Origin of the sequence: Pseudomonas savastanoi (assembly GCF_020917325.1) — a bacterium.
Lineage (GTDB): Bacteria > Pseudomonadota > Gammaproteobacteria > Pseudomonadales > Pseudomonadaceae > Aquipseudomonas > Aquipseudomonas amygdali.
On sequence record NZ_CP076652.1, the window covers coordinates 4,725,015 to 4,744,957 of the forward strand.

A 19,943-nucleotide genomic window follows, 5' to 3' on the forward strand; every position below is an offset into this window, starting at 1 on the left:
AGCAAGCTATCGGATTAGACTGGCCAGACTCTCCCGCCACACTTGCGGCGGGTCAACACTGCCATCAGGTTTTGCCTTGACCAGTCTTACTCAAACGCCTCCGGCCATTCGCAGCATTCTGTTTGCGTTGATGATGGCGGTATTGCTCAGCGCGCTGGATCAGACCATCGTTGCCGTTTCGATGCCTGCCATTTCCGCCCAGTTCAGGGACATCGATCTGCTGGCGTGGGTCATTTCCGCGTATATGGTTTCCCTGACCGTTGCAGTGCCGATCTACGGCAAGCTGGGCGATCTATACGGGCGGCGTAAACTGATGCTGTTCGGCCTGGGGCTTTTCACCCTCGCCTCTTTGTTCTGTGGCATGGCGCAGAGCATGGAACAACTGGTGCTGGCGCGCGTCCTTCAAGGCATCGGTGCAGGCGGCATGGTTTCGGTAAGCCAGGCAATCATCGCCGACATTGTTCCGCCTCGTGAGCGGGGCCGCTATCAGGGTTACTTCAGCAGCATGTACGCCCTGGCCAGCGTTGCGGGCCCGGTGTTGGGCGGTTTGATGACCGAATACCTGTCATGGCGCTGGGTGTTCCTGATCAATCTGCCCTTGGGGGCCGCCGCGCTGATCGTCGCATATCGAACCCTGGTCGGCCTGCCGGTGCCACAGCGCAAACCGATTATCGACTACCTGGGTACGGTGCTGATGATCATCGGCCTGACCGCGCTGCTGCTGGGAGTTACCGAAATTGGTCAGGGGCATGGTCTGGGCGATTTAGAGGTTCAGCTGTTACTGGGCACCGCCCTGCTGACGCTGGGCATTTTCGTCTGGTACGAACGCCGCACCGCCGAGCCCCTGTTGCCCATGCACCTGTTCACCAATAAAAGTGCCGTGCTTTGCTGGTGCACGGTGTTCTTTACCAGCTTTCAGGCTATTTCCCTGATCGTCCTGATGCCGTTGCGTTACCAGACCGTCACCGGTGGCGGTGCAGACAGTGCCGCCCTGCACCTGCTTCCGCTGGCGATCGGCATGCCGATGGGTGCCTATTTCGCCGGGCGACGCACCGCGCAAACCGGGCGCTACAAACCACTTATCCTGACCGGGGCGTTGCTGATGCCCATCGCGATTCTGGGCATGGCCTTCACGCCTCCCCAATCGCTGATAGCGATGAGCCTGTTCATGGTCCTGACCGGCATCGCCACCGGCATGCAGTTCCCCACTTCATTGGTCGGTACCCAGAACTCGGTTCAACCAAGGGATATGGGCGTGGCCACCAGCACAACCAATCTGTTCCGCTCGCTGGGTGGTGCAGTAGGCGTAGCGTTGATGTCGGCGCTGCTGCTGGCTATGTTGCAGCATACCGGTGTCGGTCTGCCCGGCTCGGGAGCGCTGGGTGGCGAAGGCAGCTCCGGTAATGTCCTGCTCGACAGCCTTAATGCAGCAACCGGACCGGCTCTGGAAACACTGCGAGCCGAACTGGCGCTGACCTTCAGAAACCTGCTGATCACCAGTGCGGCCATTTCGCTGCTCGGCCTTGCCGCAGCCGTAGCAATGCCCAATACGCTATTGCGAGGCCGCGATTAGCTCGACGCGCTGACTCAGGACGACATCCCGGCCCAGAACCACTGGGTTTTCTTGCTTTTTATATGGGTGAACGCCGGCATGAGTTCACCTTCGTCGAAATGTCGACGAGAGCCAAACTGTGCGCTGCTGAACCAGCAGCCAGATCGAGGGCATGCCTGCCCCGCATCAACCGGCGGCAGCGGTTTTTCATCAAATCGCGCATACCATTGCGCGGTGGTTTCCTCGGTAAAGCCGATACCGGGAGCAAGGTAGGGATGAAGGTTGCCGGTATCCTGCAGGCGAACCGGTTTGATCATCCGGTTGACCGTCACATAAGGTTGCGGCGGCAGGCCTCGACCACCCAACTCAGGCACCGCACCCGCCCGAATGATCAACCCGTTGCGATAGCTATGAAACACGATGTCGCTGTGCGCGCTCATCTCGCCCCGCAATCTGTCGCTCCCTCCCAGCTGCCTGACAAACCCTTCGCCCAGCACCGTATACCAGCTGACGCCCTTTATACGGTCCAGCAAACGCAGGCTTTCAATGTGCGGACCGGGATCGACCATCAACCCGATGTAGTCCTGAGCCAGTCGATACTCCCAGGGTAAATACTGGTGCCCATCGCAAGGCAATACACAGGCGAGCCCGCCAAAACCATGCTCGGCCTGCACTTCGCTGCTTAGATAGCGGATCCAGGCTTCATAGTTCTTCAAACCGTCAGGCTCGGTCAGGCAGGACCAGGGCAAGACCATTTTCAGGCAAGAGCGATCGTTGTCGGCTTGCCCCTGCGGGGTGTTCATGACAAACAGGCTGTACATGGCGACCTCGGCCTGGGTCGCACTGGCGATAGACCAGATGAACTGCTCGTCCGGGAGGCTCTCGACAACCTGACGCCGGGTCGACGCAAACCCCGATGCGCTCAAGCGACGCATGCGCTTGAACAGTTGCCATTTGAGTTTCGGCTTGAACGCCTCATAGAAGCGCGAAAAGCAGGCTTCGACCCGACGCTTCATCTCCAGCGTGTGACCATTGCGGAAATACAGTGTAGTGATCAACCCAAGCCGAATGACGGGTGTCCCCAATTCAGAATCCATGGCAACCCGTTCGGATTGCTGCGCGACTCCGGCCAGCAGCCTCACAGCATCAGTTGTAGTGTCCGACATGCTCTGCCCTCCCCTTGATCGAGAGAGCCAGATTTACGCTCATGCCTGCATGCCCTTTGCATGTTTCGATCACGTCCGATGCAGACCTGCGCTTACGCAAGCCACGACCCTGCCCACGCGCGTACATTTCAGCGGATCTGGCGTTGATTTCAGGGCACATGGGCGCAAGATTCGGCAAAAACATGCAACCTTCCTCTCTTCTGATCTTTCCGGAGCCGAAGAGTGAAGGGAGTTTTCCCGCGGGGCAATACTCGGAAATTACTTTGGGAAATCAGCTACATGTATCAGGAAATGTCCTACCCACTTCCTACAATATTTTGTCGGATCAATACCCGGTCGGCAGCAATCGGTGAGTGCAATAGATCAGGACGGGTAAACAGTCGGTAAACACACTGTATAAAAAATACGAATTGGAGTTAGGCTTTGTATGAAAGATAACGGCCCGACTGAACCGGCATGCTCCAAGGCCTGTCATCTTCAGTCAGGAAGCCTTGCTGATTCTTAGCGTAGGGCTGAAGCGCAGCATGTCCAGACACACATCAACCAGTTGCTCGGCCTCTGCCGGCAATGAAAAGCTGTCTGGAACCAGCAGCCATTGATAAATGATGCCATTGACGTAAGAAAACAGGGCGACTGCGGCCCGGGCCGTATCAAGATCTTTGGGAAGTTGCCCCTGGCGCACGGCATTGTTCAGCCCCAGGGTGATCCGGTCGTGGCACTGTATGGCGTTGTCCTGACGCTGACGACGAAAATCACACATCTCGTCAGTAAACTCGCACTTGTGAAACAGGATTTCATTGATGCGACGGGTTTTCGGGTCCAGTGCGAGCTCATGAAACAAATGAATCAAAAGATTTCTCATACAGCCCAGCGGGTCTTCCTCGTCCTCGCTCTGACTGGCCTCCGCCATTTCGTCGAGAGGCTCCTGAAGACTGTCGAGCATGGCCTGTACCAGATCGGCCTTATTATTGAAGTGCCAATAAATGGCGCCTCGCGTCACACCGGCAAGCGTCGCAATATCGGCCAGCGTGGTGCGGGCGACGCCTCGCTCATAAAAAGCCTGCTCAGCAGCCTCCAGGATCTGGCTGCGAGTGATCTGAGCTTCCTCTTTGGTGCGACGAACCATGGCAATAAGACCTCAAAAAATTCACCTCAGGCACGCGTCTTGCGTCATGCCTTGAGATATGGCCGGGCGGCATTTGTCTCGCCTTGTCCCGAATCGGCTCCCGGCTCCCTGAATAGTGGCCGAATGCGCATTGCGGTGTTTACAAACAGCCGCGAATGTAAGTATATTCCTTAGCATGCTACTTATCTAGCCGAAATATTTTTTTACACTTCAACGTACTGTTGAGATAACAGGCTCCTGCCCCGAGGATCTTCATGCAATTCAAGCCAGCTGTTACCGTTCTGGTCACTGCCGTCGCCCTGGCAACCCTGCTCAGTGGCTGTAGCAAGAAGGAACAGGCGGCCCCGCCTGCGCAAACCCCTCAGGTCGGCGTCGTTACCCTCAAAGCACAGCCCTATACCCTGACCACCGAGCTGCCAGGCCGGACCACCGCATTCCGCGTCGCCGAGGTACGCCCTCAGGTCAACGGCATCATTCTCAAACGTCTGTTTACCGAAGGTGGCGACGTCAAAGCCGGTCAGCAGCTTTATCAGATTGACCCGGCTGTCTATGAGGCCAATGCCAACAGCGCCAAGGCGACTCTGCAGTCCGCCAAGTCGATGTCTGATCGCTATAAGCAACTGGTCAGCGAGCAAGCGGTAAGCCGTCAGGAATACGACACCGCCCAGGCATCCACGCAGGAAGCTCAGGCCGCCTTGCAGACCGCCCAGATCAATCTGCGCTACACCAAGGTGCTGGCACCTATTTCCGGTCGTATCGGCCGCTCCGCAGTGACCGAAGGCGCACTGGTGAGCAGTGCACAGACCGATGCGATGGCAACCATCCAGCAGCTCGATCCGATCTACGTGGACGTGGTTCAGTCGTCTGCCGACATGCTCAAACTGCGCAATGACCTGGAAAGCGGCAAGCTGCAGAAAGCTGGCGATAACGCGGCCAAGGTCAAGCTGACGCTGGAAGACAACAGTGTCTACGGCCAGGAAGGCAAGCTGGAATTCTCCGAAGTATCGGTTGACCAGACCACAGGCTCGGTAACCTTGCGCGCCGTGTTCCCGAACCCGGAACATCGCCTGCTGCCTGGCATGTTCGTCCACGCTCAATTGCAGGCTGGCGTCAGTGCGAAAGCCATTCTGGCGCCGCAGCAAGGCGTGACCCGCGACCTGAAAGGCACGCCGACCGCCATGATCGTCAACCAGGACAACAAGGTTGAAATGCGTACGCTGGTGGCCAACCGCACCGTGGGCAGCGACTGGCTGATCGAAGACGGCTTGAAAGAAGGTGATCGGGTCATTACCGAAGGCTTGCAGTACGTCAAACCAGGCGCCGAAGTGAAAGTCGCCGAAGCGACCAACGTCAAAGGAGCAAACCCGGCACCTGCCCCGGCCACTGATAAAGCCGCAGGCAGCAAAGGGGAGTAACCCATGTCGAAATTCTTTATTGATCGACCCATTTTTGCCTGGGTTATTGCCCTCGTGATCATGCTGGTCGGTGCGCTGTCGATTTCCAGCCTGCCGATCAACCAGTACCCGAGCATCGCACCACCAGCCATCGGTATTCAGGTTACCTATCCGGGCGCTTCTGCCCAGACGGTGCAGGACACTGTGGTGCAGGTGATCGAGCAACAGCTCAACGGTATCGACAACCTGCGTTATGTGAGCTCGGAAAGTAACTCCGACGGCAGCATGACTATTACCGCGACCTTCAATCAGGGCACCAACCCCGATACGGCGCAGGTTCAGGTACAGAACAAGCTCAACCTCGCGACCCCGCTGTTGCCACAGGAAGTGCAGCAACAGGGTATCCGCGTGACCAAGGCAGTGAAGAACTTCCTGATGGTGATCGGCCTGGTGTCCGAAGACGGCAGCATGGGCAAGGAAGACCTGGCCAACTACATCGTGTCGAACATGCAGGACCCGATTTCCCGGACCTCCGGTGTGGGTGACTTCCAGGTCTTCGGTTCGCAGTACGCCATGCGTATCTGGCTGGACCCGGCCAAGCTGAACAACTTCCAGCTGACTCCGGTGGACGTGAAAAACGCGATCACTGCGCAGAACGTTCAGGTATCGTCCGGCCAGTTGGGTGGCCTGCCGTCCATCAGCGGTCAGCAACTGAACGCCACGATCATCGGCAAGACGCGCCTGCAGACCGCCGAGCAGTTCGGCAACATCTTCCTCAAGGTCAACACCGACGGCTCGCAGGTTCGCCTCAAGGACGTCGCGACTGTCGGCCTGGGCGCAGAGAACTACAGCACCGACTCGCAGTTCGACGGTAAACCGGCATCGGGTCTGGCGATCAAACTCGCGACCGGCGCCAACGCACTGGATACCGCCAAGGCTATCCGTGCGACCGTTTCGTCGCTGGAGCCGTTCTTCCCGCCAGGCATGAAAGTCGTGTACCCGTATGACACCACGCCAGTGGTCAGCGAATCGATCAACGGTGTGGTTCACACCCTGATCGAAGCGATCGTGCTGGTGTTCCTGGTGATGTACCTGTTTCTGCAAAACTTCCGCGCCACGGTCATCACGACCATGACCGTACCGGTGGTATTGCTGGGCACGTTCGGCATCCTCGCGGCATTCGGCTTCACCATCAACACCCTGACCATGTTCGGTATGGTGCTGGCCATCGGCTTGCTGGTGGACGATGCGATTGTGGTGGTGGAAAACGTCGAGCGGGTGATGGAGGAGGAAAAGCTCTCCCCGCGCGACGCCACGATCAAATCCATGACCCAGATCCAGGGTGCGCTGGTCGGTATTGCGCTGGTGCTGTCGGCGGTTCTGCTGCCCATGGCGTTCTTCGGCGGCTCTACCGGGGTGATCTACAAGCAATTCTCGATCACTATCGTCTCGGCCATGGCCCTGTCGGTGGTTGTCGCCCTGATTTTCACCCCGGCGCTGTGCGCCACCATGCTCAAGCCTATCGATGAGAAGACCCACGGCCAGCCAAAACGTGGTTTCTTCGGCTGGTTCAACCGCACCTTCGACCGCAGCGTTCTGAGCTACGAACGTGGCGTCGGCAACATGCTCAAGCACAAATGGCCGGCCTATCTGGGCTATATCCTGATCTGCGCAGGCATGGTCTGGATGTTCATGCGTATCCCGGCCGCGTTCCTTCCGGAAGAAGATCAGGGCGTCATCTTTGCCCAGATTCAGACCCCGGCAGGCTCCTCGACCGAGCGTACGCAGGAAGTCATCGACAACATGCGTGAATACCTGCTGACCAAGGAAAGCGGCGCAGTGAAGTCGGTGTTCTCGGTAAACGGCTTCAACTTTGCGGGCCGCGGCCAAAGCTCGGCGATTGCGTTCGTCATGCTCAAGCCGTGGGAAGAACGGGATTCCAACAACAGCGTCTTCGAACTGGCCAAGCGCGCTCAGGGCTATTTCTTCAGCCTGCGCGACGCAATGGTGTTTGCGGTCGTTCCACCGTCTGTTCTCGAGCTGGGTAACGCCACAGGTTTCGACGTTTACCTGCAGGATCAGGGCGGCGTGGGTCACGACAAACTGATGGAAGCGCGTAACCAGTTCCTCGGTATGGCGGCGCAGAGCAAGGTTCTCGCAGGCGTGCGTCCGAACGGGCTGAACGACGAGCCGCAATACCAGTTGATCATCGACGACGAACGCGCCAGTGCGCTGGGCATTACCCTGTCGGACATCAACAACACACTGTCCATCGCGTTGGGTGGCAGCTACGTCAATGACTTCATCGACCGTGGCCGTGTGAAGAAGGTGTACATCCAGGGCGATGCGGGTGCCCGTATGACGCCTGAAGACCTCAAGAAGTGGTACGTGCGCAACAGCTCGGGTGAAATGGTGCCGTTCTCGGCCTTCGCCAGCGGCAAATGGACCTACGGCTCACCGAAACTGTCGCGCTACAACGGCGTGGCAGCAGAGGAAGTGCTCGGTACTCCTGCCCCGGGTTACAGCAGCGGCGAGGCGATGGCCGAGGTAGAAGCCCTGGCCAAGAAACTGCCGCAAGGTATCGGCATTTCGTGGACCGGTCTGTCCTACGAGGAACGTTTGTCCGGCTCGCAGGCCCCTGCCCTCTACGCGCTGTCGTTGCTGGTGGTATTCCTGTGTCTGGCGGCGCTGTATGAAAGCTGGTCGATTCCGATCGCGGTCATCCTCGTGGTGCCGCTGGGGGTTATCGGTGCACTGATGGCGACCAGCCTGCGCGGCCTGTCCAACGACGTGTTCTTCCAGGTGGGCTTGCTGGTGACGGTGGGTCTGGCGGCGAAGAACGCCATTCTGATCGTCGAGTTCGCCAAAGAGCTGCACGAGCAGGGCAAGAGCCTGGTCGACTCGGCAATCGAGGCGTGCCGTATGCGTCTGCGCCCGATTATCATGACGTCCATGGCGTTTATCCTCGGCGTTGTGCCGCTGGCAATCTCCACGGGCGCAGGTTCAGGTAGTCAACATTCGATCGGTACTGGTGTAATTGGCGGTATGATCACGGCCGTTATCCTGGCGATCTTCTGGGTGCCCCTGTTCTTTGTCTCGGTTTCAGGGCTCTTCAAGAGCAAGAAGAAACATATTTCACACGATGAGGCTGGCCAATGAGCAAGTCATTGATCTCTCTTGCAGTTACCGCGTTCATTCTCGGCGGCTGCTCTTTGATCCCCGAGTACAAGCAGCCGGAAGCACCGGTCGCCGCACAATATCCGCAAGGGCCAGCGTACTCGCCGGTCGAAGGTGCCAAAATGGCCGCTGCGGAGCAAGGCTGGCGGCACTTCTTCAATGATCCGGCGCTGCAACAGCTGATTCAGACTGCACTGCTCAACAACCGCGACCTGAGGGTCGCGGCCCTGAACATTGACGCCTACCGTGCCCAGTACCGTATTCAGCGCTCGGACCTGTTCCCTGCTGTTTCGGCGACAGGTAGCGGTACTCGTCAACGCGTGCCAGCCGAACAGTCGCAGACCGGTCAAGCAGGCATCACCAGCAGCTATTCGGCAACGCTGGGTGTCAGCTCGTACGAGCTGGACCTCTTTGGCCGGGTGCGCAGCCTTAGCGAGCAGGCGCTGGAAACCTACTTCTCCAGCGAAGAAGCGCGTCGCAGCACCCAGATCAGTCTGGTGGCCAGCGTCGCCAATGCCTACATGACCTGGCAGGCCGACAAGGAACTGCTCAAGCTGACGCAGGACACCCTCAAGACCTACGAAGAAAGCTATCGCCTGACCTCGCGCAGTAATGAAGTCGGTGTTTCCTCGGCCCTGGACCTGAGCCAGTCACGCACCGCCGTCGAAAGCGCGCGTGCCAAACTGGCTCAGTACGAGCGTCTGGTTGCACAGGATCAGAACAGTCTGGTGCTGCTGCTCGGCACCGGGCTGCCCGACAACCTGCCGGCCAGCCACTTGCTGGATTCCGACATGCTGACCGAAATGCCGGCTGGCCTGCCGTCCGATCTGCTGCAGCGTCGTCCGGACATTCTGGAGGCCGAGCATACGCTCAAGGCAGCCAACGCCAACATTGGCGCAGCACGCGCAGCGTTCTTCCCGAGCATCAGCCTGACGGCCAGTGCCGGGACCAGCAGCACTGAGCTGTCCGGCCTGTTCAAGGGAGGCTCGGGAACCTGGCTGTTCCAGCCGAGCATCAATATCCCGATCTTCAACGCCGGCAACCTGCGCGCCAGCCTGGACTACTCGAAGATCCAGAAAGAAATCAGCGTCGCCAACTACGAGAAGGCGATTCAAACCGCCTTCCAGGAAGTGTCTGACGGCCTGGCTTCGCGCAAGACCTACGACGAGCAGCTCCAGGCGCAACGTGACTTCGTCGCGGCCAACCAGGACTACTATCGTCTGGCCGAGCGTCGCTACCGGATCGGTATCGACAGCAACCTGACCTTCCTCGACGCCCAGCGCTCGTTGTTCAGTGCGCAACAAACGCTGATCACCGATCGCCTGTCGCAGCTGACCAGCGAGGTCAACCTGTACAAGGCCCTCGGCGGCGGCTGGTACGAAAGGACCGGGCAGACCGAAACCATCTCCAAAGAGAAGCCTTCGGTTCAACTGTTCTGATTTAAAGCGGCACACAAAAAAACCACCTGATCAGGTGGTTTTTTTGTGGCCGAAACAAACCTGCGATCAATGGTCCTGATGCAGGTACTTGGGTTCTTTGGGCAAACGCAGACTGAACAGGAACGCTACCGCCATCATCGCCGTCACGTACCAGTAAAAGCTGTTTTCCATTCCGGCACTCTTGAGTTTCAGTGCAACCCACTCAGCCGAGCCGCCGAACATTGCGTTGGCCACTGCATAAGCAAGCCCGACGCCCAGTGCGCGAACCTGGGGAGGAAACATCTCGGCTTTGACCAGCCCGCTGATCGAGGTGTAGAAACTGACGATCGCCAGCGCCAGGGTAATCAGCACAAAGGCTATGAACGGGTTGGTGGTGGTCTTGAGCGTCATCAGGATCGGCACCGTACACAGCGTACCCAGGGCGCCGAACAAGAGCATCGAATTGCGACGGCCGATACGGTCCGCAAGCATGCCGAAGAAAGGCTGCATGCACATGTACAGAAACAGCGCGCCGGTCATGATGTAACTAGCGGTCTTGGCTTCCATGCCTCCGGTGTTGACCAGGTATTTCTGCATGTAGGTCGTGAAGGTGTAGAAAATCAGTGAGCCACCGGCGGTGTAACCCAGCACGGTGATGAAGGCCGCTGCGTGATGCTTGAACAGTGCGGCAATACTGCCTGCATCCTTGTCCTGACGGCTTTCGGCGGTAGTGGTTTCATTGAGTGTGCGACGCAGCAGCAAGGCAATGACAGCAGCGGCCGCACCGATCACGAACGGGATACGCCAGCCGTAGTCACGCAGCTCTTCGGTGGTCAGAAACTGCTGGAGGATGACCACTGTCAACACGGCAAGCAACTGGCCGCCGATCAGGGTGACGTACTGGAACGAGGCATAAAAACCGCGCTGCCCGCGTAAGGCCACTTCACTCATGTACGTGGCCGTGGTGCCGTATTCACCGCCCACCGACAGGCCTTGAAGCAGGCGCGCCATGAGCAGCAAGGCCGGTGCCCAGGCACCGATCGAAGCGTAGGTTGGCAAGCAAGCGATGATCAGCGATCCCGCGCACATCATGGTGACCGAAATCAGCATGGAGTTCTTGCGGCCATGCTTGTCCGCCACACGGCCAAACAACCAGCCGCCAATCGGGCGCATCAGAAAACCAGCAGCAAACACGCCTGCGGTGTTGAGCAACTGTACCGTCGGATCATCGGAAGGAAAAAAGGCAGGCGCGAAATAGATCGCGCAGAAGGCGTAGATATAAAAGTCGAACCATTCGACCAGGTTGCCCGATGACGCCCCGACAATCGCGAAGATTCTTTTGCTTCGCTCCTCGCCGGTGTAATGCGGTGCTTTTGAAGTTGTAGTCATTATTTTCCCCACGCGGATTTGTCCATAAGCAACAATCTGTAACATCCTACTCACCCAAGCACAACAACCCGAACCAGCGGATTGCCTTTTCGTGGAGGCAATCCGCTGAGTCGGGTCATTGAACCGTGGATTATGTCAGGGTTATTGGCGCTCTATCGCCAGGGCAAGGCCCTGCCCTACGCCGACGCACATGGTTGCCAGACCTTTGCGTCCCCCGGTTTTTTCCAGGTGGTGCAACGCAGTCAGCACCAGCCGCGCGCCGCTCATGCCCAGTGGATGGCCGAGCGCAATGGCCCCGCCGTTGGGGTTGACCTGCGGTGCGTCGTCCGCCAGGCCCAGCTCGCGCAGAACTGCCAGACCCTGGCTGGCGAAGGCTTCGTTGAGCTCGATGACGTCGAAATCAGTCACCGCAAGACCCAGCCGTTCGACCAGCTTGCGTACCGCAGGCACCGGGCCGATGCCCATCACCCGAGGCGCAACCGCCGCGCTGGCCATACCCAGTACACGGGCGCGTGGCGTCAGGCCGTGCTTTCTTACAGCTTCGGCCGAAGCCAGAATCAATGCAGCAGCCCCGTCGTTGACCCCGGAGGCATTACCTGCGGTGACAGTTTTGTCCGCGCCGTTGACTGGCTTGAGTTTGCTCAGGGTTTCCAGGCTGGTATCGCTGCGCGGATGCTCGTCCTTGTCGACGATGGTTTCGCCTTTTTTGTGCGCAACTCGTACCGGCACGATCTCTTCCTCGAAAAAGCCCGCAGCCTGGGCAACGGCAGTGCGCTGCTGGCTGCGCAGGGCGAAAGCGTCCTGATCGGCTCGAGAAATCCTGAAGTCGGTTGCAACGTTGTCGCCTGTCTCGGGCATTGAGTCCACGCCGTACTGCGCTTTCATCGCCGGGTTGATGAAGCGCCAGCCGATGGTGGTGTCTTCCAGCTTCATGTTGCGCGAGAACGCTGCATCAGCCTTGCCCATCACGAACGGCGCACGGGACATCGACTCAACGCCACCAGCAATCGCCAGTTCGATTTCGCCGGAAGCGATGGCACGGAACGCGGTGCCGATGGCGTCCATCCCGGAAGCACACAGGCGATTGAGGGTCACCCCCGGCACGCTTTCCGGCAGCCCCGCCAACAGCGCAGCCATGCGCGCAACGTTGCGGTTGTCCTCACCGGCCTGGTTGGCACAGCCGAAGAATACTTCGTCGATCTCTTCCCAGTTGACCGATGGGTTGCGCTCCATCAGTGCCTTGATCGGCACAGCGGCCAGGTCGTCGGCACGCACCGAAGACAGCCCGCCGCCAAAGCGACCGATGGGTGTGCGAATCGCATCGCAAATAAATACTTCACGCATCACGCTTCTCCTGCAACCTGACCATGAGCGGCGGCAGTCCGGGCTTCCAGATCACGCAGCGCCGTCAGCTCGACCTCGGTAGGCTCTTCGGAAACGACCACTGTGTCGGCAAAGCGGATCTCCCAGCCCGTGGCAGCGATCACCTGCTCGCGAGTCACGCCAGGGTGCAGCGTGGTCACAACGAACTCGTTGGTGTCAGCTTCCGGCTCCATGATGCACAGGTCGGTAATGATCCCCACCGGGCCTGCACCGGGCAGCCCCAGGCGCTTGCGCGAATCGCCGCCCTCGCCATGGCCGACTGAGGTAATGAAGTCCAGCTTGTTGACGAACGAACGCGCCGACTGCTTGAGAATGATCAGCACTGACTTGGCCGAACCGGCGATTTCCGGCGCGCCACCGGCACCCGGCAGGCGCACCTTGGGATGATGATAATCACCGACAACGGTGGTGTTGATATTGCCGAAGCGGTCCACCTGCGCTGCGCCGAGAAAGCCGACGTCGACGCGCCCACCCTGCAGCCAGTAACGAAAGATTTCGCTGGTGGACACCACCGTGTCGGCGGTTTCCGCCAACTCGCCATCGCCAATCGACAGCGGTAACACGGTAGGTTTGGCACCAATCGGGCCGGACTCGTAGATCAACACCACGTCGGGCGCTGATGTCAGACGCGCCAGGTTCGCAGCCTTGGAGGGCAGACCGATGCCAACGAAGCATACCGAGCCATTACGCAGACGACGGGCTGCGGCAACGGTCATCATTTCACTGGTGGAGTAGGTCATTATTTGGCCTCCGAAGCGCGAGCCAGCTTGCTCTGGAATTCACTGAAATCTGCGGTGCCGTGGATGTATTCATCGATCCACGCGGTGAAGGTGTCACGGTCCCGGGCAATCGGGTCCCAAGCCTGGTAGAACGGGTTGTCACGCTCGTAATAGCCATGCGCATAAGACGGGTGAGCACCACCGGGCACCAGACACACGGCGCTCAATGCCCAGGTCGGCAGTACGCAGGAATTCATCGGCGCTTTCAGGTCATCGACAATTTCTTCCACCGTCACAATGCAACGCTTCGCAGCCAGCGCGGCCTCTTTCTGCGCGCCGAGAATTCCCCAGAGCAGCACGTTGCCTTTGCGGTCGGCTTTCTGTGCATGGATAACAGTCACGTCCGGGCGTACCGATGGCACCGCCGCCAGCACCTCACCGGTAAACGGGCAGGTCACCGTCTTGATCAGCGGGTTGACCTTGGGCAGGTCGGACCCGGCGTAGGCGCGCAGCACCGCGAACGGCAGGCCCGACGCACCAGCCACGTAGGCGTTGGCGAGGTCGGCATGGCTGTGCTCTTCAATTTCCATCGCGCGCGGCCATTGCTTTTCAACGGCATCACGCAGGCGGTGCAGAGAACCGACACCGGGGTTGCCGCCCCACGAAAAAATCAGACGCTTCGCACAACCGGCACCGATCAACTGGTCGTAGATCAGGTCAGGCGTCATGCGCACGAGGGTCAGGTCTTTTTTACCCTGACGGATAATTTCATGACCAGCGGCGGTGGGGATCAGATGCGTGAAGCCTTCCAGCGCAACGATGTCGCCATCGTTGACCAGTTGCTTCACCGCATCGCGTAGAGAAAGAATGTCTGCCATGAGGTGCTCCGAACCCAACATCACGTTCAATAAACAGCGCGAAGACCTGCGCCGGAATGAAAATGAGGTTATGCCTGAGCAGACAGGCAAACAATCCGATAATCGACTAACCGTTCGGTAACCGAACAAATTCAGCTGACTAACAATCGCTCACGAGCTCGGATAACCAGGCCCGTTTAACCATACCCAGGCAAACAAGGTCAGGTAAACAGCTGCGTACTCAGGTCGCGACTGGCATCGAGCATGATCGGCAAAAAGCGCTGTTCCAGCTCGCTGCGTGCCACACGGCCGGCGCTGGTACTGACATTCAGCGCCGCCAGCACCTGGCCCGACGCATCATAGACCGGCACGGCAATCGAGCGCAGCCCCTGCTCCAGTTCCTGATCGACAATACACCAGCCTTGTTGACGAACCAGTTGCAGACATTCCAGCAGCGCTTCCGGCGTGCGAATGGTACGACTGGTCTTGGGCTGCAGATCTACATGATCAAGGTATTCATGCAACGACACATCATCCAGCGCGGCCAGCAGAATTCGGCCCATGGACGTGCAATATGCCGGAAGGCGACCGCCCACCGACAGGTCGACCGAGATCAATCGCTGCGTGGTCGCCGAGCGCGCTATATAAAGGATGTCGTCCCCTTCAAGCGTGGCCATGTTGCAAGCCTCGTGCAACTGATCGCTCATACGGTCCAGATAAGGCTGCGAAGAAGTCGCCAGAGGTGTAGATGACAGATAGGCGTGGCCCAGGGTCAGCACTTTGGGCAGCAGCGAGTACGTACGACCATCGGTGGTCGCGTAACCCAGCTTGATCAACGTATGCAGACAGCGACGCACTGCAGCCCGGGGAATTTCCGTCCGGTGGCTGATCTGGGCAATGGTCAGGTGCCGCTTGCGCTCCTGAAAAGCATGAATAACGGCAAGCCCGCGCGCCAGCGAAGTCATGAAATCCGGGTCACCGGTCAGCGCCTGAATGCGCTTTGCGGGTGACGCCACGATGGGCGGTGCCAATGAGGCAAAAGATTTACGCAGTTCATCGTTCATTGACACACCCTCTGTAACTCCCTTTCAGGCCCTGTGGAGCGCAGGTTTCAGGTCTATTGGAAGCAGTGAAGACAGCCTCTGCTTGTGCGATTATCGAACAGGTGGCCGATAATCGCAATTGACCCGCCGTAAATATACTTATACCTTTACCTCTGCCACGAAGTGACTTCTTGGAAATTACTGGTCAGGTACCCACTGAGAAGTCCAAGGCAGCGGCCTTGCTTACCAAGCAAGGCCGTTTTCATTGCGGCAGCGCCTGCTGCGCATGAACACGCCCCGCCTGCTGAACCCCGCATCACAACTCCAGACATCGTGCATATAAAACTCTCTGAATTTCATCGTCAGGGTTTTGTCACCAGGTGTGTAAAATTTGTTTTATAAAAGTTCCGTCATATAAATGGCTCACTAAAACTTCGGAACAATCGTACAAAAAAACCAGACCTGTGAACTTATTCAACCTCTGTTGTTGACGTAACAGAACTTCTTGGAGATAGTATCCATCAGTGGGTCGGCAACACCCTCGCAAACGATTGATCCGTTCACCCGATTTCTGCCTCGATTATCCCGTCGAAGCGCTGTCACGGTGCACCATCGCCGCGCGATCAAAGGGAAGCCTGCCAGCGCAAGCCTTGCGTTCGAAATCACACACATGTCGCTACGACAGCTGTTTCTCTGGTGTACGTAGCCGCAGGCAATAACAGGATGTTCCGCAACCTCTTCGGGCAATGGCCCGAGCAGGTCTCTGACTGTATCTGGTATACAGTCCGAATGGCGTGAACATACTTGCATTGTTTTGCGTCATCACCAGAACTCAATCGACTCGATCAGGTATTACAGTGACTAAAGATGAACTGCGCGCGGAACTTGAGCGCCAGGAACAACGTTACAAGGATGTCTACGGCGGTGAAATCACCACCTACGCCGCGCAACCGGAACCGGAACGCAAGCCTTGGCGCAAAAGAGCCAGCCTGCTGGACCAGGCGTTCAAGCAAGAATTGCAAAAAATGGAAGAAGGCCTGAAAGAAGAGCAGTGACATCGCGGGTCTCATGATCCCCGACTGCTCATCTCTGCCTTCCAGCCCCCGGAACTAACCGCCTTACAGCCTCATTGAGCATTCAACGGGGCGGCGCTCATGCGTCTTTTTTTTGGTTTGAGGCGACACCTCGCAGTGACGACAAGTCGTTCGGTATTTTTTCTGTCATAATCGCGCCCCCTTCAGACCCGGTCAGAAAACCTACATGATCGATTTATTCAGCGGGCTTGATGCCTGGGTGCTTGTGAGCCTTTTGCTCGCCCTGGCTTTTGTCCTCACCTTCGAGTTCATCAACGGCTTTCATGACACCGCCAACGCGGTGGCGACAGTCATTTATACCAAAGCCATGCCGCCTCATCTGGCCGTGTTCTTCTCTGGTGTATTCAACTTCCTCGGCGTGCTGCTGGGCGGTGTGGGCGTTGCTTACGCCATCGTCCATCTGCTGCCGGTCGAACTGCTCATCAACGTCAACACCGGACATGGCCTGGCCATGGTGTTCTCGCTGCTGGCGGCGGCCATTACCTGGAACCTCGGTACCTGGTACTTCGGTATCCCGGCCTCCAGTTCGCACACCCTGATCGGTTCGATACTCGGTGTCGGTCTGGCCAATGCACTGATCAACGGCATCCCGTTGGCCGACGGCGTCAACTGGCAGAAAGCGATCGACATTGGTGCTTCGCTGGTGTTCTCGCCGCTGGCCGGCTTCATCGTTGCCGGCCTGGTGCTGGTTGCGCTGAAATGGTGGCGCCCGCAGTCGAAGATGCATAAAACCCCGGACCAGCGTCGCAAGCTCGACGACAAGAAGCACCCTCCATTCTGGAACCGCCTGGTGCTGGTCATTTCCGCAATGGCGGTCAGCTTCGTACATGGTTCGAACGACGGTCAGAAAGGCATCGGTCTGATCATGCTGGTGCTCATCGGCATCGTGCCCAGCCAGTTTGTACTGGACCTGACCAGCACGACCTACCAGATCGAACGTACCCGCGATGCGACCCAGCATCTGAGCCAGTTCTATCAACGCAACAGCAGCACGCTGGGCGAATATCTGGCCATGGGCAAGGCTGAAAAAGGCGACTTGCCGTCCAGCTCTGCCTGTAATCCAAAGCAGACCGAACCCACCATCGACGCGCTGCTCGACCGCCTCAAAGGCGTCTCCGACTACCACTCGCTAGCCCCTGAAAGCCGCATCGAAGTGCGCCGCTATCTTTTGTGCCTGGACGACACGGCGCGCAAGGTCGGCAAACTTCCAGACCTGTCAGCGCGAGAAAAATCCGATCTGGAGAAACTTCGCAAGGACCTGACCACCACCACAGAATACGCTCCGTTCTGGGTAATTCTGGCGGTCGCACTGGCACTGGGCATCGGCACCATGGTTGGCTGGAAACGCGTGGTACTGACGATCGGCGAGAAGATCGGCAAGCAAGGCATGACTTACGCACAGGGCATGTCGGCGCAAATCACCACCGCCTGCGCCATCGGCATGGCCAACGTGTTCAGTCTTCCGGTATCTACCACCCACATCCTGTCATCAGGTGTTGCCGGGACCATGGTCGCCAACAAGAGCGGCCTGCAAGGCGGAACCGTTCGCACCATCCTGCTGGCCTGGGTGCTGACCCTGCCTGCAACGGTAGCGTTGTCCGCAGCGCTGTTCTGGCTGGCCTCCAAGGCACTGTCCTGATTCAGAGCCCCTCAGGCGGTGCAGCCTTGCACTGCCTGAAGGGCTTGATTCACCCCTCCCCCTTCGCTCCTTTCTCGACAAGCCTTTCATCGGGCACTTCCGATTGCTGCAATTCACGCCATAGCGCTGCCGCACCGTCGAAATCGGCACCGTTTTCCGGAGTCAGGGCGGCGGGGTCATAGCGACTGATACAGCCCTCGCCAAGTGTGGCGGGAGCGGTGGATGTGGCTTTATCGAGAGGATCGGTCATTGGCTGTCACCTTGAGCGTTGCACCATTGCCGACGAGCCAGGTCGGGAGCGCGACAGGCGCACTCCCGAAAAGATAGATCAGTCGAAGACGACTGTCTTGTTGTCGTGTACCAGAACACGGTCTTCCAGATGAGCGCGCAGGCCGCGGGCCAATACCATCTTTTCCACGTCGCGACCGAAGCGCACCATGTTTTCGATGCTGTCGCGATGGCTGACGCGCACCACATCCTGTTCGATGATCGGGCCGGCATCGAGCTCTTCGGTCACATAGTGGCAGGTTGCGCCAATCAACTTGACGCCACGCAAAGACGCCTGATGATAAGGCTTGGCACCGACGAAGGATGGCAGGAAGCTGTGGTGAATGTTGATCACCTGATGGGCATATTCACGGCACAGTTGTGGCGGCAGAATTTGCATGTAACGCGCAAGAACCACAACGTCAGCCTGATGATGCCCGACCAGACGCGAGACTTCGGCAAATGCAGGCTCCTTGTCTTTCGGGTCTACCGGGACATGGTAATAAGGGATGTCATGCCACTCGACCATGCTGCGCAGGTCCTGGTGGTTTGAAATCACACAGGCTATATCGCAGTCGAGTTCGTCGCTGTGCCAGCGGTGCAGCAGGTCGGCCAGACAGTGCGATTCGCGGCTTGCCATGAGCACGACGCGCTTCTTCTGCGCCGAGTCGGTGATGCGCCAGTCCATCGAAAACTCTTCCGCGATCGGCGTGAACGCTTCACGGAACCCGTCCAGATCAAAAGGCAGGGTGTCGGCACGTATTTCGTGACGCATGAAAAACCAGCCGCTGAGATTGTCCGAATGATGACTCGCTTCGGTGATCCAGCCGTTATGGGACGCCAGAAAGTTACTGACTTTGGCAACGATGCCTACACGGTCCGGGCAAGCAATCACCAGACGAAAAGTGCGCATTGGGGGAAACTCCAGAACTTCGCAAAGCCGCTATTCTAGCGGCTGCGCAGCAAAACTGCAGTATCTTTGCTGCCTGAATGTGCAGGCCGAAAAGGACACCGCCCAGGCAAAAGATTGCACCGTGCCACTATCGACTTTTACCCCCCGCGACGCTTAACAAGACCTATATAAAGGAGGGCTTTATAGCGAGGATCTTTTGAAGGTGGCTCGGCGCCTGCCTAGTTCAGACGTCTGTAGGACGCGTGTATATTGCTAAATAATTCAAATAAAACTTTTATTTAATGTTTACTTGCTGATTTACAGTGACTATTATTGCCCCACTGTATCCCTGCAACCTACACAACATAAGGTCTCCTCATGTCCCTGATCAACGAATACCGCGCCACAGAAGAAGCCATCAAAGAACTGCAAGCCCGTTTGAAGAACCTGTCGCAAGACGACAAACTGCAAACCGAGCTGGAATTCGAAGGCAAGCTGCGTACGCTGATGGGCGAATATCAAAAGTCGCTGCGTGACATCATTGCCCTGCTGGATCCGGATGCCAAGGTAAACAAAGCCCCCCGTGGTGGCGCTGTTAAACCTGCCGGTACCAAACGCGCCCGTAAGGTCAAGCAATACAAGAACCCGCACAACGGTGAAGTCATCGAAACCAAAGGTGGCAACCACAAGACATTGAAAGAGTGGAAAGCCAAGTGGGGCAGTGACGACGTCGAAAGCTGGGCCACTCTGCTGGGCTAAGCTTAAAACGGTCGCGCTTCATTGCGATTGCAAAAACGCCAGCCTGCTGGCGTTTTTTATTGTCCGTT

16 protein-coding genes are annotated in these 19,943 nt (G+C 58.0%); 7 read left to right on the forward strand and 9 right to left on the reverse strand.

The window, feature by feature from the left end; translation table 11 throughout:
- Positions 1-76: 76 nt before the first annotated feature.
- A complete protein-coding gene (locus KP808_RS20005; RefSeq protein ID WP_058400778.1) occupies positions 77-1,573 on the forward strand; it encodes an MDR family MFS transporter in 1,497 nt (498 codons plus the stop codon).
- 14 nt (positions 1,574-1,587) lie between these two features.
- Here KP808_RS20005 and KP808_RS20010 read toward each other — a convergent pair whose 3' ends face one another.
- Both KP808_RS20010 and pmeR read right to left on the reverse strand, forming a co-directional pair.
- A complete protein-coding gene (locus tag KP808_RS20010) occupies positions 1,588-2,718 on the reverse strand; it encodes a DUF3396 domain-containing protein (RefSeq protein WP_058400777.1) in 1,131 nt (376 codons plus the stop codon).
- Between the two features lie 481 nt (positions 2,719-3,199).
- Positions 3,200-3,844: an auxin-lysine conjugate-binding transcriptional regulator PmeR gene (gene pmeR / locus KP808_RS20015; RefSeq protein ID WP_122281189.1), complete on the reverse strand. Its 645-nt coding sequence runs from the start codon at positions 3,842-3,844 to the stop codon at positions 3,200-3,202.
- 254 nt (positions 3,845-4,098) lie between these two features.
- On the opposite strand from pmeR, the gene KP808_RS20020 reads away from it, so the two are divergent.
- From KP808_RS20020 to KP808_RS20030, 3 genes are read left to right on the forward strand one after another with little or no spacing between them, the layout of a single operon-like run.
- A complete protein-coding gene (locus KP808_RS20020; RefSeq protein WP_058400775.1) occupies positions 4,099-5,259 on the forward strand; it encodes an efflux RND transporter periplasmic adaptor subunit in 1,161 nt (386 codons plus the stop codon).
- A gap of 3 nt (positions 5,260-5,262) precedes the next feature.
- Positions 5,263-8,397 carry an efflux RND transporter permease subunit gene (locus KP808_RS20025; RefSeq protein ID WP_058400774.1) on the forward strand — a complete coding sequence of 1,045 codons (3,135 nt, stop codon included), beginning with the start codon at positions 5,263-5,265 and terminating at the stop codon, positions 8,395-8,397.
- Complete coding sequence (locus tag KP808_RS20030; RefSeq protein WP_058400773.1) at positions 8,394-9,854, forward strand: AdeC/AdeK/OprM family multidrug efflux complex outer membrane factor; 1,461 nt, start codon at positions 8,394-8,396, stop codon at positions 9,852-9,854. The genes KP808_RS20025 and KP808_RS20030 overlap by 4 nt, the downstream gene beginning before the upstream one ends.
- A 66-nt stretch (positions 9,855-9,920) precedes the next feature.
- On the opposite strand, the gene KP808_RS20035 is transcribed toward KP808_RS20030, so the two are convergent.
- The 5 genes from KP808_RS20035 to pcaR all read right to left on the reverse strand — a co-directional run bounded on the left by KP808_RS20035 (position 9,921) and on the right by pcaR (position 15,245).
- Positions 9,921-11,222, reverse strand: coding sequence for an MFS family transporter (locus tag KP808_RS20035; protein ID WP_058408078.1), 1,302 nt, complete (start codon positions 11,220-11,222; stop codon positions 9,921-9,923).
- A gap of 141 nt (positions 11,223-11,363) precedes the next feature.
- Positions 11,364-12,569, reverse strand: a complete 1,206-nt coding sequence (gene pcaF / locus KP808_RS20040; RefSeq protein WP_306824536.1) for a 3-oxoadipyl-CoA thiolase — start codon at positions 12,567-12,569, stop codon at positions 11,364-11,366.
- Positions 12,566-13,348 (reverse strand): CoA-transferase subunit beta, encoded by a 783-nt coding sequence (locus tag KP808_RS20045; RefSeq protein ID WP_170947368.1) that lies wholly within the window; start codon positions 13,346-13,348, stop codon positions 12,566-12,568. Before KP808_RS20045 ends, pcaF begins: the two co-directional genes overlap by 4 nt.
- Positions 13,345-14,202, reverse strand: a complete 858-nt coding sequence (locus KP808_RS20050; RefSeq protein WP_058400839.1) for a CoA transferase subunit A — start codon at positions 14,200-14,202, stop codon at positions 13,345-13,347. Before KP808_RS20050 ends, KP808_RS20045 begins: the two co-directional genes overlap by 4 nt.
- A gap of 200 nt (positions 14,203-14,402) precedes the next feature.
- Entirely contained in the window at positions 14,403-15,245 is an 843-nt protein-coding gene (gene pcaR / locus KP808_RS20055; RefSeq protein ID WP_003363842.1) for a pca regulon transcriptional regulator PcaR, read from the reverse strand.
- Positions 15,246-16,081: 836 nt separating this feature from the next.
- On the opposite strand from pcaR, the gene KP808_RS20060 reads away from it, so the two are divergent.
- Both KP808_RS20060 and KP808_RS20065 read left to right on the forward strand, forming a co-directional pair.
- Complete coding sequence (locus KP808_RS20060) at positions 16,082-16,279, forward strand: hypothetical protein (protein ID WP_058400770.1); 198 nt, start codon at positions 16,082-16,084, stop codon at positions 16,277-16,279.
- Between the two features lie 205 nt (positions 16,280-16,484).
- Positions 16,485-17,957 carry an inorganic phosphate transporter gene (locus tag KP808_RS20065; protein WP_058400769.1) on the forward strand — a complete coding sequence of 491 codons (1,473 nt, stop codon included), beginning with the start codon at positions 16,485-16,487 and terminating at the stop codon, positions 17,955-17,957.
- A 49-nt stretch (positions 17,958-18,006) separates the two neighbouring features.
- Here KP808_RS20065 and KP808_RS20070 read toward each other — a convergent pair whose 3' ends face one another.
- Both KP808_RS20070 and purU read right to left on the reverse strand, forming a co-directional pair.
- A complete protein-coding gene (locus tag KP808_RS20070; protein ID WP_230016752.1) occupies positions 18,007-18,207 on the reverse strand; it encodes a hypothetical protein in 201 nt (66 codons plus the stop codon).
- Between the two features lie 78 nt (positions 18,208-18,285).
- Entirely contained in the window at positions 18,286-19,137 is an 852-nt protein-coding gene (purU, locus tag KP808_RS20075; protein ID WP_003363851.1) for a formyltetrahydrofolate deformylase, read from the reverse strand.
- A 357-nt stretch (positions 19,138-19,494) separates the two neighbouring features.
- Between purU and mvaT the strand changes: the two genes are divergently transcribed.
- Complete coding sequence (mvaT, locus tag KP808_RS20080) at positions 19,495-19,875, forward strand: histone-like nucleoid-structuring protein MvaT (RefSeq protein ID WP_002554971.1); 381 nt, start codon at positions 19,495-19,497, stop codon at positions 19,873-19,875.
- The last annotated feature ends 68 nt before the right edge of the window (positions 19,876-19,943 follow it).

Coding starts and splice junctions, on each gene's coding strand:
- KP808_RS20010 (WP_058400777.1), bottom strand. CDS start 2,718: ATGTCGGACACTACAACTGATGCTGTGAGGCTGCTGGCCGGAGTCGCG.
- pmeR (WP_122281189.1), bottom strand. CDS start 3,844: ATGGTTCGTCGCACCAAAGAGGAAGCTCAGATCACTCGCAGCCAGATC.
- KP808_RS20020 (WP_058400775.1), top strand. CDS start 4,099: ATGCAATTCAAGCCAGCTGTTACCGTTCTGGTCACTGCCGTCGCCCTG.
- KP808_RS20025 (WP_058400774.1), top strand. CDS start 5,263: ATGTCGAAATTCTTTATTGATCGACCCATTTTTGCCTGGGTTATTGCC.
- KP808_RS20030 (WP_058400773.1), top strand. CDS start 8,394: ATGAGCAAGTCATTGATCTCTCTTGCAGTTACCGCGTTCATTCTCGGC.
- KP808_RS20035 (WP_058408078.1), bottom strand. CDS start 11,222: ATGACTACAACTTCAAAAGCACCGCATTACACCGGCGAGGAGCGAAGC.
- KP808_RS20050 (WP_058400839.1), bottom strand. CDS start 14,202: ATGGCAGACATTCTTTCTCTACGCGATGCGGTGAAGCAACTGGTCAAC.
- pcaR (WP_003363842.1), bottom strand. CDS start 15,245: ATGAACGATGAACTGCGTAAATCTTTTGCCTCATTGGCACCGCCCATC.
- KP808_RS20065 (WP_058400769.1), top strand. CDS start 16,485: ATGATCGATTTATTCAGCGGGCTTGATGCCTGGGTGCTTGTGAGCCTT.
- KP808_RS20070 (WP_230016752.1), bottom strand. CDS start 18,207: ATGACCGATCCTCTCGATAAAGCCACATCCACCGCTCCCGCCACACTT.
- purU (WP_003363851.1), bottom strand. CDS start 19,137: ATGCGCACTTTTCGTCTGGTGATTGCTTGCCCGGACCGTGTAGGCATC.
- mvaT (WP_002554971.1), top strand. CDS start 19,495: ATGTCCCTGATCAACGAATACCGCGCCACAGAAGAAGCCATCAAAGAA.